Raw genomic sequence first — 15278 nt, 5'->3', positions numbered from 1 at the left:
CGCCGACCACGTCACGGGCCTGTCGCCGTCCCCTGGCACGGGGCCGACTCACGGACCGCTCGTCCCGGACCTCAGTCGTCCTCGGCCGGCTCCAGGACGAACACCGGGATCTCGCGGTCCGTCTTCTTCTGGTACTCGGCGTACGCCGGATACGCCGCGACCGCGCGCTCCCACCACTCGGCCTTCTCCGCGCCCGTGACCTCACGGGCCGTCATGTCCCGCTTGACCGGACCGTCCTGGAGTTCCACGTGGGGGTCGGACTTGAGGTTGAAGTACCAGACCGGGTGCTTCGGCGCCCCGCCGAGGGAGGCCACTGCGGCGTACCGCCCCTCGTGCTCCACCCGCATCACGGGGTTCTTGCGCAGCTTCCCGCTCCTGGCACCCCGTGAGGTCAGCACCACCACCGGCATGTCGGAGCCCTGCAGGGTCGTCCCCCGCGTGCCCCCGGAGCTCTCGTACAGCTCCACCTGCTTGCGCACCCACTGCGTCGGGCTGGGTTCGTACTCGCCCTCAAGAGGCATGGCATCCGTCCTCTCGCCGTATCCACGACTGACTGAGACTGACTGACTGCACCGACTGCCGCCTACAACACCCGTGGGCCCGGGAATCATCCGCATCACGACGGATCCGGCCACGCCCGCACCTCATCCCGGCGTCACCGCCATCCGCACGGCCAGCGCCGTCATCACCCCGCTCGCGACGAGCGCCGTCACCAGCCGGCCCCGGCGCCCCGTCAGCGCCCGGCCCAGCAGCGCACCGCCCCCGGCGAGCAGCACCTGCCAGCTCGCGGAGGCCGCGAAGGCGGCCAGCACGAACACGCCCTGCTCCACCGGTCCGGCCGGGCCCGTGGCCCCGGAGCCGAGCACGAGTGCCGCGAAGTAGATCACGGTGGTGGGGTTCAGCAGGGTGATGCCGAGCAGCCCCCAGAACGCCCGGGCCGGACGCGGGGGAGCGGGAGCCGTCCGCGTGGCGAGCCGGTGGCCGCGGTACGCGCGCAGCGCGCCGACGGCGCCCCACACCGCCAGCGCGAGCAGCACCAGGACACAGGCCCACCGCAGCGGTCCGAGCACCGGACGCAGCGTGGTGGCCAGGGCCGTCCCGCCGAGCGTCGCCGCGAGGGCGTACAACCCGTCGGCGGTGGCGACGCCGAGTGCGGCGCAGACACCGGTGCGCAGGGACGTGCGGGCGGTGAGGGAGACGAGATAGGTCCCGACGGCGCCCACGGGGACGGCGATGCCGTACCCGGCGAGCAGCCCGGCGACGAGCGCCGCGGTCATGACCGCGGCGCGATCGGCCCTCCACGGCGGCCGGACGTCTGCTGTCGCCGCGCGGCGTGAGCGGCGGCGGACGGCGGCAGACAGACATCGAAGGCAGGCATGGCCGGATCCTGACCCCTGCCCCGCCCCACGCACAACCGGATTTCCCTCCCGCTCGAACAGGAAGACGGCATTCCTCGGCCAAGTTGCAGGTCACCACCGATCTGACCGAACTACACGTCGCCCCATAGATGCCTGGGGCATCTAATGAAGATCTGCACGACGCACTCTTCGTCTGCGAGGTCTTCATGACGGACACGACCGCACCCGCCGCCCCCGTCGCCTTCCCCCAGAGCCGGACCTGCCCCTTCCACCCACCCGCCGGCTACGAGCCCCTGCGCGCCGAGCGCCCCCTGACCCGGATCACCCTCTTCGACGGCCGCGAGGCCTGGCTCGTGACCGGGCACGCCACCGCCCGCGCGCTGCTGGCCGACCCGCGCCTGTCGTCCAACCGCGACCACCCCGGCTTCCCCACCCCCACCAAGCGCTTCGCCGGGTTCCGCAACCGCCGCACCGCCCTGCTGGGCGTCGACGACCCCGAGCACCGCACCCAGCGGCGCATGGTCGTCGGGGACTTCACCCTCAAGCGGGCCGTCGAGCTCCGGCCACGCATCCAGCAGATCGTGGACGAACGACTCGACGCGTTGATCGCCCAGGGGCCGCCCGCCGACCTGGTGAGCACCTTCGCGCTGCCCGTGCCGTCCATGGTGATCTGCGCCCTGCTCGGCGTCCCGTACGCCGACCACGACTTCTTCGAGACCCAGTCGCGACGGCTGCTGCGCGGCCCGGAGACCGCCGACGTGATGGACGCCCGGGACCGGCTGGAGGCGTACCTCGGCGAGCTGATCGACCGCAAGCGGCTCCATCCCGGCACCGGCCTGCTGGACGACCTGGTGCGGCGGCAGCCGCGCGACGGCGAGCCCGACCGCGAGGACCTGATCGCCCTGGCCCTCATCCTGCTGGTCGCGGGCCACGAGACGACCGCCAACATGATCTCGCTCGGCACCTTCACCCTGCTCCAGCACCCCGAGCGGCTCGCCGAACTGCGCGCCGACCCGGAGCTGGTGCCGGCCGCGGTCGAGGAGCTGATGCGGATGCTGTCCATCGCGGACGGCCTGCTGCGCATCGCCGTCGAGGACATCGAGGTGGCCGGCGCGACGATCCGCCAGGGGGACGGCGTGGTCTTCGCGACCTCCGTCATCAACCGCGACGAGACCGTCTACCCCGAGCCGGACACGCTCGACTGGCACCGCTCGGCCCGTCACCACGTCGCGTTCGGTTTCGGCGTCCACCAGTGCCTCGGCCAGAACCTCGCCCGCGCCGAACTGGAGATCGCCCTGCGCACCCTCCTCGACCGGCTGCCCGGCCTGCGCCTGGCCGCCCCGGCCGAGGAGATCCCCTTCAAACCGGGCGACACGATCCAGGGGATGCTGGAACTCCCCGTGACCTGGTAAGAGGCTTCGCACATGCGCATCGACATCGACAAGGACCTCTGCATCGGCGCGGGCCAGTGCGCCCTCACCGCCCCGGACGTGTTCACCCAGGACGACGACGGCTACAGCACCGTGCTGCCCGGCCGGGAGGACGGCGGCGGCAGCCCGCTGCTGCGGGAGGCGGCCCGCGCCTGCCCGGTGAGCGCCATCACCGTCTCCGAGGCCGTGGGCTGACGCCGTATCTCATCCGGCGCGCAGGAGCAGCCGGGCCGCCTCGCGTGCCTCGGCGGCGGACCCGGCGCTCCTGGTGACGCCCGCCGTGACCATCGCACCCTCGGCCAGCAGGAACAGCTGCCCGCCCAGCGCGGCGGGCAGCCCCGCCGCGCCGACGAGGGAGTCGAGGTACTCCCGGAAGGCCCGCTTGTGCGCCCGCACCTGGGCGGCCACCCGCGCGGACGTGGCGCCCAGCTCGCCGTAGCGTTGATCCACGCGCAGCCGCGGAAGTCCGGCTCGCCGAACCACTCGCCCAGCCAGTCGAACACGGCCAGGATCCGCTCCTCGGGCTCCCCGTGCCGCTCCACGTACTCGGCCAGCCGCCCGCGCCAGCGCGCGTCCCGCCGCTCCAGATACGCCTCCACCAACTGCTCCTTCGCCGGGAACAGCTGGTAGAGCCGCTTGAGCGAGACCCCGGACGCGCCGCGGACGTCGTCCATGCCGACGGACTGCACGCCCCGCCCGTAGAACAGCTCCTCGGCGGCGTCCAGGGCCCGCTCCCGGGCCACCGCACGGTCCATGTACGACCCCTCCTTGACGCGAGAACGAGCGTTCTCCTACCGTAGCAGCCCCAAGGGAGAACGCTCGTTCTCCCTCGCTGACCGGGGAGGATCCATGACCGACCGCCCGCCGCTGCCGCCGTTCACCCGCGCGAGTGCCGCGCGCAAGGTCCAGGCCGCCGAGGACGCCTGGAACACCCGCGACCCGCACCGGGTCGCCCTCGCCTACGCGGAGGACTCCGTCTGGCGCAACCGCGACACCTTTCTCACGGGCCGGGCCGCGATCGTCGAGTTCCTGACCCGCAAGTGGGAGCGCGAGCGGGAGTACGCGCTGCGCAAGGACCTGTGGGCCTTCGACGGCGACCGCATCGCCGTCCGCTTCCAGTACGAGTGCCGCGACGCCGACGGGCAGTGGTGGCGCTCCTACGGCAACGAACTGTGGGAGTTCGACGAGCACGGCCTGATGAACCGCCGCGAGGCGAGCATCGACGACGTGCCGATCGAGGAACGGGAGCGCCGCATCCACGGCCCCCGGCCGGAGTCCGAACGCGGAGAGACCTTCCCCCTCCGGTGAGCCCGGGGGAGTCGCTAGGGTTTCCCGGATGACCGAACAGGCCGCCGCCCACAAGCCCTTCCTCTACGTCGTCGTCTGCGCCGCCGGCATCGCCGCGGACGTGAGCCGGCTGATCACCGCCGCGCAGGAGCGGGACTGGGAGGTCGGTGTCATCGCGACGCCGGTCGCCGCGAACGGCTTCTTCGACACCGCCGCCGTCGCGGCCCGGTCGGGCCGCCCGATCCGGTCGGCCTGGCGCACCCCGGGCGAGCCGCGCCCGTTCCCGGCGCCCGACGCCGTGGCCGTCGCGCCCGCCACCTTCAACACCGTCAACAAATGGGCCGCCGGCATCGCCGACACCCTCGCCCTGGGCACCCTCTGCGAGGCGGCGGGTCTCGGTGTGCCGATCGCCGTCCTGCCGTGCGTGGCCGACGCGCTGGCCGCGCACCCCGCCTACCGCGGCAGCGTCGAACGGCTGCGGGGGATGGGCGTGAGGTTCGGCGAGCCGTACACCGGAGAGCCGGAACCGGACGGCGGGCGGCCCGAGTTCGGGTGGGAGCGGGCACTGGACCTCATCGAGCGCGGCTGACCGGGGGCCTGCGAGCGGGGCTTCCGGCACGCTCAGTCGCAACCGACCGTCGGCCCCTCCACCATGCCGCCGGTGTACAGCGCCTGCCCGCGCGGCGTCCAGTAGCCCAGCTTCGAGACGACCGTCGAGCACGCCGACGCATGCTGATCCGCACCCCCGTGCTCTCCTCACCGATCAGATCGAAGCGCGCGCTGCCGTCGCCCTGCCCGCTGTCGCGGTGCACGGTGTACGTCAGCGTGGTCGTGGCCCCGGGGCGCAGGGTCCGCCGGTCGACCTCGACGCGGTGGGTGGGCCGCTGCTTCGGCGCGGTCAGGGTGAGTCTGGCCCGGACGGTGCCGCGCAGGTCCACACCGGCCGGAGCGCAGCGGACGCGCACGGCGGCGGTGACGTCGTAGGTCCCGGGCCGGGGTACGGCTGCGAACCGGGCAGCGTCCCGGAGGCGACGGTCGTGCCGCCGCGCCCGGCGGTCCAGCTGCCGGAGGTCAGGCAGGCGTACCGCACGGACGCCCCGGGGCGGCGGCAGGTCGCGGGGCCGAGAACGCCGTCATCGGGGTGCCGCTGCCCGCGCACAGGCTGACGTCCGCCCGCTCGCCGCGCAGGACGCCCGCGGGCACGCAGAGCGTCGCCGGCGCCTCCGCGGCCGGTGCCTGGGACCGGACCTCGGGCGGCGGTGGGACCGGCCGGCTCCAGCCGACCGAGGCGAGGGCGAGGGACACCGCGGCCGCCCCGGTCAGGATCCTGAGAGTCCTCCGTCGTGCCGCCACGCGTCCTCCCGTACGCCACCGGCCGGCCCGGCACCGGCCCCCTGCGCCGAGGATGCGGCAGCGGGCGCGCGGCCCCGCCGCTCCCACGCCGGGGGCGGTCACCTGCGGGCAGCAACGCTGACGTCCCGTCAGCCCGCCGGGGTCCGCCGGGCCTTCGAGTGCACACGAGCACGTACGCTCCCCTGGTAACCCTCCCGAAGGCAGGAGCAGCAACGATGCAGTACGTGAAGCTCGGTTCGACGGGCCTGGACGTCTCGCGGATCTGTCTGGGGTGCATGACCTACGGGCTGCCCGACCGCGGCCGGCACGAGTGGACCCTGGACGAGGAGGCCTCCCGCCCGCTCATCCGGCAGGCGGTCGAGGCGGGGATCACCTTCTTCGACACGGCCAACGTCTACTCCGACGGCACCAGCGAGGAGATCGTCGGCCGGGCCCTGCGCGACTTCGCCCGGCGCGACGAGATCGTGCTTGCGACGAAGGTGCACTACCCGATGCGCCCCGGGCCGAACGGCGGCGGACTGTCCCGCAAGGCGATCATGACCGAGCTCGACCGGAGCCTCGCCCGCCTCGGCACCGACTACGTCGACCTCTACCAGATCCACCGCTTCGACCCGCACACCCCCGTCGAGGAGACGATGGAGGCCCTCCACGACGTCGTCAAGGCCGGCAAGGTCCGCTACATCGGGGCGAGTTCGATGTACGCCTGGCAGTTCTCCAAGATGCAGTACACCGCCCGGCTGAACGGCTGGACCCGCTTCGTCTCCATGCAGAACCACTACAACCTGATCTACCGCGAGGAGGAGCGCGAGATGCTGCCCCTCTGCGCGGACCAGGGCGTGGGCGTGCTGCCCTGGAGCCCGCTCGCCCGCGGCCGCCTCACCCGCGACTGGGACGCCACGACCGAGCGCAGCGCCACCGACACCTTCGGCAGCAACCTGTACCAGGAGGGCGACCGCACCATCGTCGAGGCGGTCACCCGCATCGCCGAGGCGCGCGCGGTACCGCGCGCCCAGGTCGCCCTGGCCTGGCTCCTGCACCAGTCCACGGTGACGTCCCCGATCGTCGGCGCGTCCAAGCCACGACACCTGGAGGACGCCGTGGCCGCCGTGGAACTCCGGCTGACCGACAAGGAACTGGAGGAACTGGAGCGCCCCTACACGGCGCATCCCATCGCCGGGCACTGAACCGCCCCGCGGCGAGGGCCGCGGCGATCCGGATCAGTGGGGTCCCTGGGGCGCGAACTCCGTTCCGCAGGGGCCCGCCCCCTCGCTCTCCGGCAGGACGACCCGCGCCCCGCTCATCGTGAGCGTGCGGTAGAACTCCCCGATCCGCTCGGCCGACCGCCCCACGTAATGCCCGATGAACGACCGCCGGAAGCGGTCCTCCGAGCGGTTCGGCTCCGACCCGTGCACCACGCTGCCGTTGAAGAACAGCACGTCCCCGGGCCGCATGTCCACGGGCACGGGCTCCAGCCCGGGCGGCGGCGGAACGTACTCGCGGGCGAAGGACACGTCCGAGTCGGCGAGTTCCGGGCAGAACAGGTCCATCCGGTGGGTGCCCGGCACGACCTCCAGCCCGCCGTTCTCCCGGTCGATCACATCGCAGGCCACCCATGCCGCGACACACGTGCCCGGCTCCACCCGCAGATAGAAGTTGTCCTGGTGCAGCGCCTGCCCCCGGGCACCCGGCGGCTTGAAGTAGAACATGCTCTGCGCGGCCAGCACCTCCTCGCCGAGCAGCACCTCCAGCACCGTCCGGAGCCGGGCGTCCAGCAGGACCTCGCGCGCGAGGTCGTTGATCTCGTGCGGATGCATCACCCGCGGCCAGACCTGCAGCGGATCGGCGCCGGGCCCGGCGGAGGCACGCGGCTGGAAGTGCCCGGGCACCGGGCCTGCCGCCTGCAGCGCCGAGAACTCGTCGCACAGCCGGTCGATCTCGTCGGCCCCGAAGAGCCCGCGCACGACCGTGAAACCGTCCTCCTCGAAGTCCTCCCGGTATCGCCGCAGACCGGCCGGGTCCAGGATGGGAGCGTCGGCGGCGCCGTTGCCCGTGACTGTCATGAACGCACTCCTCGGTCAGGTGTCCTCGGTCAGGAACGCTAGGCTGCCCAGCCGTCGAGGAGGATGCCCGTGCGTGCTGTGGGATTGCCCGGCTCTGCTGACAGCGGGACCGGCGGGGACCCCGCGCCGCCGCCCGGCCTGGTCGTGCTCGGCCACTTCGACCAGCCGCCCGGCTACGGCGTCAGCCGGCCGCACGGTTCGGCGAGCTGGCTCTTCACCTGGACCACGGCAGGGCGCGGACGGCTGTGGCAGGGCGATGCCCGGACCGCGGCCGGCGCGGGTGATCTCGTGGTGCTCGCCCCCGGCGTCCCGCACGGCTACACGGTCGAGCCCGGCGCCCGGCACTGGCGCTTCTGGTGGGCCCACTGCCAGGCCCGCGCGTCCTGGGCCACCTGGCTGCGGCCGTACGACAGGGGCGACGGGGTGTACGCGGTCACCTCCACCCCGGCCGGAGTGCACGAGCGCGTCGAGGCGGCGTTCCGGCGGATGCACGCCGACGCCCGCTGGACGGGAACCGGGGCACCTCCCGCGCCCGCGGGCCCGGACGACCAGGTCGCCGTCGCGCACGGCAGCGCGGCCCGCGAACTGGCCCTGTCCGCCCTGGAGGAGATCGTCCTCCTCACCACCGCCGGGTCCCGGCCGGCGGCACCCCGGCCCGGCCTCGACCCCCGGATCCGCCGGGCGCGGGAGCTGATCGACGCCGACCCCGGCGCACCGCACACCGTCCGCTCGCTCGCGGAGGGCGTCGCCCTGTCGCCGTCCCGGTTCGCCCACCTGTTCAGCCGGCAGCTCGGGCAGTCGCCCATGCGCGCCCTGCGCGAGGCCCGGCTCCGCCACGCCGCCCGGCTGCTGGAGGGCACCGACCTGCCCGTGGAACGCGTCGCCGCGGCGTCGGGTTTCGCCAGCCCGTTCCACTTCAACCGCGTCTTCCGCGAGCGCTACGGGATACCGCCCGGCGCATACCGGGCACAGCGCTAAAACCCGGGGACAGCACGGAAATCCCTTTCGCTCCGCTGATTGACGGTTTGTCAAAAGGCAGTTGTCGCGTACACAATGCACGAAACCGTGAGATCTCTTGTTCCCTGTCGTTGACCTGTGCAAAGGTGTGCCTTGTCGGTGTGCGTACAACACACCTTTCTTCCGTATGCGCGAGGCCATCAGCCGGCATACCCCTTGGTATGGACTTTTCCCGCATGTCCTTGAGAGGAATGCAGCGTGAATGACGCAGGTGCGTCGAATTCCCCGGTCCCGGCCCGCGGGCCCGGTGCGACGGACGAGCAACTGAGCGCCGAGCTGAGGAAGTGGACGGGAGCGACCCCCGCGCTCCACCCCGTCGGCGAACTGCTGGACCGGCACTGGGAGGCGGGCTTCGCCTACGCCCGGTTGTGCACCGACGGCTCGCGTTCCGCGGGAATTCTCACTACCGCCGCATTCACCCGCCTCTTCGGCGAGACCCTGCGCCAGAACGGCCCGACCTCCGCGTGGCGGCCCCATCTGCTGGTCACCGTCCGGCGTATCGCGGCCGAGTGGGCCGGCGACCACAGACGCGAGATGCTCCACCCGGGCCTGCTGGCCGGGGTCGACGACGGGGAGCGGCCGGCCGCCCGGCTGCTGCCGCCGGCGAACCGGCGCCTGCTCGCCGGGGCCTTCCAGCGGCTGCCGCAGTCCGCTCGCTGCCTGCTCTGGCACATCGAGGTCGAGGCCGAGCCGCTCACCGCCCCGGCCGGGCTGCTCGGCCTGGACGAGGAGGGCGCGCGCGTCGAACTGGGCCGGGCCCGCGACCGGCTGCGCGAGGAGTGCCTCCAGCTGCACCGCGAACTCGCCCCCGACGAGGAGTGCCGGCGCTACCTGCGGCTGCTCGACGTGACGTACCGGCGTGGGGGCGTCGGCACCGACCCGGATCTACGCGCGCATATCGAAGGCTGCGGGCACTGCAGCGCCGCCGCCGACCAGCTCGGCCGGTTCAACCACGGGCTCGGCGTCGCCCTCGCGGAGGCGGTGCTGGGCTGGGGCGGCCGGGACTACGCGGAGAACAGGCCGGGCGAGGCCGCCGAGACCGCCGTGCCCGGGGACCCGGTCGGTGAGGCCCCCACCGCACCGGCCGGTGCCGCACAGGCCTTCCCGGACCCCGTCGCCCTCGCCGGTACCATCGGCGAATCGTTCACCGCCCCCGACAGCACTCCGCCCGCCCCGACCACCCCGTCGGCCGACCCGGTCACCCACGGCACGCACGCGGCCGGGGCCGGGACGGGGGCCCATCAGACCCAGCCCCGGACCCAGGTCCCGGTCCCGGCCTCCGAGAGCCCCTCCGCCCCGCCCGTCGCCGCGCCCCCGGGCCGCCGGGCCGAAGGCCCCCGCGCCGACCGCAGCAGATCCGCCCACAAGGCGGCACGCCGTGCGGCCCGGCGCCGCAACCTCACCGTCGGCGTCCTCACCGTCAGCGGCCTGGTCGTGCTCCCGCTGGTGCTGTGGTCCACCGGCAACTCCGGTGACGGCGCCCCGTCGGCGGGCGCGGGCCGGCCCTCCGACACACCCGGCTCCGACGCGGGTGAGCGGGCCGGTGACCCGTCCTGGGCCGGGGCGGGCGAGGCCGAGAAGGGCGCCCTGCGCGGGCGGCTGCACAATGCCGCCTCGGGCCTGTGCGTCGGCATCGAGGGCGAGAAGGCCGTCGAGGACGCGGAGGCGGTGCTCACCCCCTGCTCCTCCGGCACCGCCCAGCAGTGGACGTACGAGACCGACGGGCTGCTGCGCAACGGCGCCGCCCCCGACCTGTGCCTGGACTCCCGCCTCGGCTACTCCGTCCGGCTGGCCCCCTGCACGGGCGCGTCCCAGCCGGACACCAGGAACGTCCGCTACGACTTCACCCTCCAGGGCGCCCTGGTGCCGCGCTGGAACCAGGACCTCGCCCTGGCACCGGCCGCGACCGACGGCTCGGGAGCCCTGGTCCTGAAGGCCCGGACGGACGACGAGGCCCAGCGCTGGGCCGTCGACACCTCCAAGGCCGACCTCCAGATGGAGGCCGTCAACTGGGACGCCCCCGCCCCGCCGCCGCGCCCGGCACCCACACCGACCCCCACACCGTCCAGGACACCCGAGCCCACACCGACCCCGTCCGCCACCCCGTCGACGCCTCGGCCGACACCGACCGGCCAGGCCCCCGACGCCCCGGAGTGCCACCCCTACGGCTACCCCTGCGACTCGGACGGCCGGGACGGCTACCCCGGCTACGGCTATCCGGGGTACGGCTACCCCGGTCATGGCTACGGCGGCTACGGATACGGGGACTACGGATACGAGGGCTACGGTTACGGCGGTGACGGCCGCCGCTGACCCGGCGCCGCGCGTTCAGCCGCCGACGACGCGCAGGGACAGCCACAGCGCCACCACGGCCGGCACCAGCGCGGCCGGCACCGCGAGCAGCCCGAGCCGGGTGAACTCCCCGAGGCCGACGCGGTGCCCGTGCCGCTGCGCGATCCGGCGCCACAGCAGGGTCGCCAGCGATCCGGCGTAGGTCAGGTTGGGGCCGATGTTCACGCCGAGCAGCACCGCCAGCACGGCACCCGGACCGGCCCCGGCGGTCAGCGGCAGCAGTACCAGCACCGCGGGCAGGTTGTTGATGAGGTTGGCCAGGACGGCGGCCACCGCGGCCACGCCCAGGAGCGCGGCGAGGCCCGACCCGTCGGGCAGCACGCGGTGGAGCGCGTCGGCGAGCCCGTGGTCGACGACCGCGCGCACCACGACGCCGAGCGCGAGCACGAACGCCAGGAAGGCCGGGGCCGCCGACCGCACCACCGTGAGCGGGGTGGCGCGCCGCCGCAGCAGCGCCCGCCCGGCCAGCACCACCGCACCGGCCAGGGCGGCCCACGCCGGGGCGATCCCGAGGGCGGAGGCCACGACGAACCCGGCGAGCGTGCACCCCACGGTGACCAGGGCGAACAGCGGCAGCTCGGGCGGCCGCGCCGCGTCGGGGGAGGGGAGCGGGGCCGCCAGTTCCCGGTCGAAGAACCGCCGGAACACCAGGTACTCGGCGCCGATGGCCACCAGCCAGGGCAGCGCCATCAGTGCCGCGAACCTGGTGAAGCTCAGCCCGCTGGCCGTGAACGCCAGCAGGTTCGTCAGGTTGGAGACGGGCAGCAGCAGCGAGGCGGTGTTGGACAGATGGGCGCAGGCGTAGAGGTGGGGCCGGGCCTCGACGCCCATCCGGGCCGCGGTGGCGACCACCACCGGGGTCAGGAGGACGACCGTGGCGTCCAGGCTCAGCACCGCCGTGATGACGGAGGCCAGCGCGAACACCGCGGTCAGCAGCCGCCCCGGGCGGCCCGCCGCCCAGCGGGCCATCCACGCCCCGCACGCCGAGAACAACCCCTCGACATCGCAGAAGTGGGCGAGCACCAGGACGGCCGCGAGGAAGCCGACCACCGGAGCCAGCCGCTGGACCTCCTGCCAGGCGTGCTCCGGCGAGATCACTCCGACGGCGACCGCGAATCCGGCGGCGGGAACGGCCAGCACGGCCTCGGGCAACCCCTTGGGGCGAGAGACGGCCCAGACCAGCACGGCGACCAGCAGCGTCACGGAGAGGACTTCGGCGAGCGGGGTGTTCAGGGCGGGGTCCTCCGGGACGTGATCAGGCCGTGCCCGCCCATGAAACCAGCTGCGGGTAAGAGACCCGTGAGGGCCTCCCGGTCCGCGTCGGAGCCCGCCGCGTCACGGTCCGCTGCCCGCCGCCAGCGCCGTGAGGTACACCGAGGCCGCGTTCCCGCCGGCCGGCACCTCGTCGGCCGTCCACCGCACCCGCAGCGACTCCCGCTCGTCCGGCGGCGTCACGAGCAGCGCCGCCGGAGTGGCGGCACGGGCCCCGCTGACCTCCGGGCTCGCGTACCGCAGCCCCGCCCAGGCGGTCTCGCCGGGCGCGAGCGTCACGGTCGCCGGCGCGTCGGGGGTGCGCTCGGGGTCGGGACAGCCGCCTGCCGGACGCGTCGACGAACGCGGCGCCCGGATGGCCGTGCAGGGTGCAGCTGCGGGAGGAGACGTTGGTCAGCACGACCGGGAGGTTCCGCTGCCCGGCTCCTGGATCCATCCGGCCGACCGAGGCGCGCAGTTCGGAGGTGTGGCAGCGGGTGGCGCCGCCGGTGGCGGACAACTGCCGCGACGCGGTCTCGGTGAGGTGCGCGGTGCCGCACGCGGTCAGCGAGCCGAGGACCGCGACCGCGCTCGCGAGCAGGGCCGCCCGGCGCAGGGACTGGGACGTCTTCGCCATGCCGTCCCGGGTGTCCGCCGCGTCCGCGCGGGAACGACCCGGTCTCACACCTCGTCGAGCAGCGCCAGCTCGGCCCAGATCGTCTTGCCCTCGGCCGTGTGCCTGCTGCCCCAGCGCTGGGTCAGCTGGGCGACCAGGAGCAGGCCCCGGCCGCCCTCGTCCCAGGTCTTGGCCCGGCGCAGGTGCGGCGCCGTGTGGTTGGTGTCGGACACCTCGCAGATGAGCGTGGACGCGTCGTGGATCAGCCGGAGCCGGATGGGCGGGGCGCCGTAGCGGATGGCGTTGGTGACCAGCTCGCTCACCACCAGCTCGGCCGTGAAGGTGGCCTCCAGCAGCTCCCAGCGTTCGAGCTGGTCGACGACCTGCTTGCGGATGGGGGCCACCAGCGCCGGGTCGGCGGGGATGTCCCAGGTCGCCACCTGGGAGGACGGCAGGCCCCGGGTGCGGGCCAGCAGCAGGGCGACGTCGTCGGCGGAGCCGCCCGGCGGGAGCAGGGCGTGCAGCACGCGGTCGCAGGTCTCGTCCAGGGAGTCGGCGGGAACCGACAGGGCCTCGCGGAGCATGCGGTGGCTCGCCTCGACGTCCCGCTCACGGTGGGCGAGCAGCCCGTCCGTGTGGAACGACAGGACACTGCCCTCCCGCAGCTCCACATCGGCGGACTCGAACGGCAGCCCCCCGACCCCCAGCGGGGGTCCCGAGGGCAGGTCGAGCTGCCGGGCCGGGCCGCCGGGCGGGACCACCAGGGGCGGCGGGTGCCCGGCGCGGGCCAGGGTGCAGCGCCGCGACACCGGGTCGTACACCGCGTACAGGCAGGTCGCGCCCACCTCTCCGGTGCCGGCGTCGCTGCCGGACTCCTGGGACAGCCGCACGACCAGGTCGTCGAGGTGGGTGAGCAGCTCGTCGGGGGCGAGGTCGATGTCGGCGAGGGTGCGGACGGCGGTGCGCAGCCGGCCCATGGTGGCCGAGGCCTGGATGCCGTGTCCGACGACGTCCCCGACGACCATGGCGACCCGCATCCCGGACAGCGGGATCACGTCGAACCAGTCGCCGCCCACGCCGGAGCGGGTCGCGGGCAGATAGCGGGAGGCCGCCTCCACGGCCGCGGTGCGCGGCAGCACCCGCGGCAGCAGGCTGCGCTGCAGCGTGAGGGTCGTCTCGCGCTCGCGGGAGTAGCGGCGCGCGTTGTCGATGCAGACGGCGGCCCGTGCCGTGACCTCCTCGGCCAGCAGCACGTCGTCGTCCGTGAAGGGCTCCGGGCGCCGGAAGCGGGTGAAGACGGCGACCCCGAGGGTCGTGCCCCTGGCCTGGAGCGGGACGGACATCGTCGAGTGGACGCCGTACTCCTGGACCCGCCGGAAGCGGACCGGGTCCCAGGCGAGCCACCGCTCCAGCTCGGCGGACGAGCCCGAGGCCACCACCGTGTGGCCCGCGACCAGCGAGGCGGCCTGCGGGGAGGGCTCCGGGTAGACGTCCACCTGGCCCGGCTTGGCGACGGCCTCGGGGCTGCCGGGGTTGACCGACCGGTGGGCTGCCCGGCGCAGGCTCACGGGCGGCGTGGGCGGGCCCGCGGACTCGCCGCCGTGCTCCCGCGGGTCGAGCAGGTCCACGCTGACGAAGTCGGCGAGCGCCGGGACGCACACATCCGCCAGCTCCTGCGCCGTGCGGGTGACGTCGAGGGTGGTGCCGATGCGCACGCTCGCCTCGTTGACCAGTTGCAGCCGCTCCCGGGACCGGTACTGGTCGCTGAAGTCGTGGGCGGTCACGCACACGCCCCGCACCCGCCCCGCGTCGTCGGTGAGCGGGGCGATCCGGGCCAGCCAGGCGTGCGCGCCCCGGCTCTCGCCGCTGGCCTTCATGTACGTCTGCATCTCCTGCCGCCGGCCCGTGCTCAGCACCCGGCGCAGATACTCCTCCAGCTCCGCGTTCTGCGGCCGACTGCCGATGTCGGTGGGCCGCAGGCCCCGCAGGCGGTCGGCCGGCAGCCCGACGAGGTCCGCCATGGCGTCGTTGACGCCGCGCAGCCGGAGCCGGTCGTCGAAGATCATCGTGGCGCAGGGCGACTGCGTGAGGGCCGCCCGCACCAGGGGGTCCTCCGGCAGCTCCCGGTCGGGCGCCCGCGGCGGGGACACGGCGAGCCAGTCGGTCGTCTCCGGGCCGTCCGGCGGTCGGCGGTGGGCGAGCACCCACACGGGCACCGTGTGGCCGTCGCGGTGCCGCAGCGCGAGGGTGCCGCTCCAGCGGGAGTCCCGGGGCACGGGCGGGGCGTCCGCGCCGTCGGCCAGCAGCTCGGCGGCCGGGCGGCCCACGACCTCGGGGGCCGTGTGACCCAGCAGGCGGCGGGCGCCCTCGCTCCACTCGGTGAGCGTGCCGTCCGCGGCGATGACGGCACGGGCGGCCACGGTGTCGTCGAACGGCTCGTCCGGGCTCATCGTCGCCACTCCATACGGACACTCACAGTAAACAGGGAGGTCACTTGAGTTCCAGCCTAGTCCGTGGTCGCCCGGCGTGGACGGGTAACCCCCGGCCGCCCGGC

At 74.3% G+C, this 15278-nt stretch carries 13 protein-coding genes and 2 pseudogenes; 7 read left to right on the top strand and 8 right to left on the bottom strand.

All coding sequences use genetic code 11. The features are described from left to right. Nucleotides 1-71: 71 nt before the first annotated feature. Together ACSUPV_RS02115 and ACSUPV_RS02110 are read right to left on the bottom strand one after the other, a co-directional pair. Nucleotides 72-521 (bottom strand): nitroreductase family deazaflavin-dependent oxidoreductase, encoded by a 450-nt coding sequence (locus tag ACSUPV_RS02115; protein WP_031117774.1) that lies wholly within the window; start codon nucleotides 519-521, stop codon nucleotides 72-74. Between the two features lie 123 nt (nucleotides 522-644). After that, nucleotides 645-1277 (bottom strand): LysE family transporter, encoded by a 633-nt coding sequence (locus ACSUPV_RS02110; RefSeq protein ID WP_037764187.1) that lies wholly within the window; start codon nucleotides 1275-1277, stop codon nucleotides 645-647. Between the two features lie 287 nt (nucleotides 1278-1564). Between ACSUPV_RS02110 and ACSUPV_RS02105 the strand changes: the two genes are divergently transcribed. Both ACSUPV_RS02105 and ACSUPV_RS02100 read left to right on the top strand, forming a co-directional pair. Beyond that, the gene (locus ACSUPV_RS02105) at nucleotides 1565-2770 is read left to right on the top strand and encodes a cytochrome P450 (RefSeq protein ID WP_436946795.1); all 1206 of its coding nucleotides are present in this window, start codon (nucleotides 1565-1567) and stop codon (nucleotides 2768-2770) included. A 12-nt stretch (nucleotides 2771-2782) separates the two neighbouring features. Then, nucleotides 2783-2983 (top strand): ferredoxin, encoded by a 201-nt coding sequence (locus ACSUPV_RS02100; RefSeq protein WP_037764182.1) that lies wholly within the window; start codon nucleotides 2783-2785, stop codon nucleotides 2981-2983. A gap of 9 nt (nucleotides 2984-2992) precedes the next feature. Here ACSUPV_RS02100 and ACSUPV_RS02095 read toward each other — a convergent pair. Then, nucleotides 2993-3543, bottom strand: a pseudogene (locus ACSUPV_RS02095) (TetR/AcrR family transcriptional regulator). Between the two features lie 94 nt (nucleotides 3544-3637). On the opposite strand from ACSUPV_RS02095, the gene ACSUPV_RS02090 reads away from it, so the two are divergent. Continuing rightward, nucleotides 3638-4096 carry a nuclear transport factor 2 family protein gene (locus ACSUPV_RS02090; protein ID WP_031117779.1) on the top strand — a complete coding sequence of 153 codons (459 nt, stop codon included), beginning with the start codon at nucleotides 3638-3640 and terminating at the stop codon, nucleotides 4094-4096. 28 nt (nucleotides 4097-4124) lie between these two features. Further along, nucleotides 4125-4664, top strand: a complete 540-nt coding sequence (locus tag ACSUPV_RS02085) for a flavoprotein (protein ID WP_037764176.1) — start codon at nucleotides 4125-4127, stop codon at nucleotides 4662-4664. 482 nt (nucleotides 4665-5146) lie between these two features. Here the strand turns inward: ACSUPV_RS02085 and ACSUPV_RS02080 are convergent, their stop codons facing one another. Further along, on the bottom strand, nucleotides 5147-5428 hold the full coding sequence (locus ACSUPV_RS02080) for a hypothetical protein (RefSeq protein ID WP_436946794.1): 282 nt from the start codon (nucleotides 5426-5428) through the stop codon (nucleotides 5147-5149). A 215-nt stretch (nucleotides 5429-5643) separates the two neighbouring features. On the opposite strand from ACSUPV_RS02080, the gene ACSUPV_RS02075 reads away from it, so the two are divergent. After that, complete coding sequence (locus ACSUPV_RS02075) at nucleotides 5644-6612, top strand: aldo/keto reductase (RefSeq protein WP_037764173.1); 969 nt, start codon at nucleotides 5644-5646, stop codon at nucleotides 6610-6612. A 33-nt stretch (nucleotides 6613-6645) separates the two neighbouring features. Here the strand turns inward: ACSUPV_RS02075 and ACSUPV_RS02070 are convergent, their stop codons facing one another. Next, nucleotides 6646-7488 (bottom strand): phytanoyl-CoA dioxygenase family protein, encoded by an 843-nt coding sequence (locus tag ACSUPV_RS02070; protein WP_037764172.1) that lies wholly within the window; start codon nucleotides 7486-7488, stop codon nucleotides 6646-6648. Between the two features lie 63 nt (nucleotides 7489-7551). Here ACSUPV_RS02070 and ACSUPV_RS02065 point away from each other — a divergent pair, with 63 nt between their 5' ends. Beyond that, on the top strand, nucleotides 7552-8466 hold the full coding sequence (locus tag ACSUPV_RS02065; RefSeq protein WP_359790536.1) for a helix-turn-helix domain-containing protein: 915 nt from the start codon (nucleotides 7552-7554) through the stop codon (nucleotides 8464-8466). Nucleotides 8467-8703: 237 nt separating this feature from the next. Then, entirely contained in the window at nucleotides 8704-10818 is a 2115-nt protein-coding gene (locus ACSUPV_RS02060; RefSeq protein ID WP_436946793.1) for a ricin-type beta-trefoil lectin domain protein, read from the top strand. A gap of 15 nt (nucleotides 10819-10833) precedes the next feature. On the opposite strand, the gene ACSUPV_RS02055 is transcribed toward ACSUPV_RS02060, so the two are convergent. From ACSUPV_RS02055 to ACSUPV_RS02045, 3 genes and pseudogenes are all read right to left on the bottom strand, one after another. After that, nucleotides 10834-12090, bottom strand: a complete 1257-nt coding sequence (locus ACSUPV_RS02055; protein WP_382609266.1) for an SLC13 family permease — start codon at nucleotides 12088-12090, stop codon at nucleotides 10834-10836. 102 nt (nucleotides 12091-12192) lie between these two features. Beyond that, nucleotides 12193-12745, bottom strand: a pseudogene (locus tag ACSUPV_RS02050) (DUF4232 domain-containing protein). A gap of 44 nt (nucleotides 12746-12789) precedes the next feature. After that, nucleotides 12790-15174: a SpoIIE family protein phosphatase gene (locus ACSUPV_RS02045; protein WP_359790532.1), complete on the bottom strand. Its 2385-nt coding sequence runs from the start codon at nucleotides 15172-15174 to the stop codon at nucleotides 12790-12792. Nucleotides 15175-15278: the final 104 nt, after the last annotated feature.

The organism is Streptomyces sp. SudanB52_2052 (assembly GCF_964272415.1).
Lineage (GTDB): Bacteria > Actinomycetota > Actinomycetes > Streptomycetales > Streptomycetaceae > Streptomyces > Streptomyces olindensis.
Note: the sequence above shows the minus strand (reverse complement) of the source record. Positions and strands in the feature narration are given on the sequence as shown.